General features: G+C 45.1%; 1 protein-coding gene. It reads left to right on the top strand.

Annotated features, from left to right (window positions below; translation table 11 throughout):
* Positions 1-384: type VI secretion system contractile sheath domain-containing protein (locus R8O70_RS25565; RefSeq protein ID WP_318184507.1), on the top strand; the 384-nt coding region annotated here is incomplete at both ends.

Genomic DNA, 384 nt, shown 5'->3' with positions numbered 1-384 from the left:
GCTATTTGGTTTTGATGAGTGGACAGAACTATCTAAACCGCGCGATTTAGATAAAGTCTTTGAGTCGTTGGAATATGCGCAATGGCGCTCTTTCCGCGAAAGTGCAGATTCTCGTTTTGTAAGCTTAACGATGCCTAAAGTATTAGCTCGCTTACCATACGGCCAAGCTACCTCTCCTGTAGAAGCGTTTGGCTTTGAAGAGTTTGATGTGGATCCTGTGTCGGGTATCGCCGTTAATGCTGATCACAATGATTATTGTTGGATGAACTCATCGTACGTTCTTGGCGTTAATCTGACGGACGCATTTTCTAAATATGGTTTCTGTACTGCTATTCGTGGTGCAGAGGGCGGTGGTCGAGTGGAGAACCTGCCAACACATTTCTT

Source organism: Vibrio sp. 779(2023) (assembly GCF_033344285.1).
In the GTDB taxonomy this organism is placed as follows: Bacteria; Pseudomonadota; Gammaproteobacteria; order Enterobacterales; family Vibrionaceae; genus Vibrio; species Vibrio alginolyticus.
This window is presented reverse-complemented; position numbering and strand designations above follow the sequence as displayed.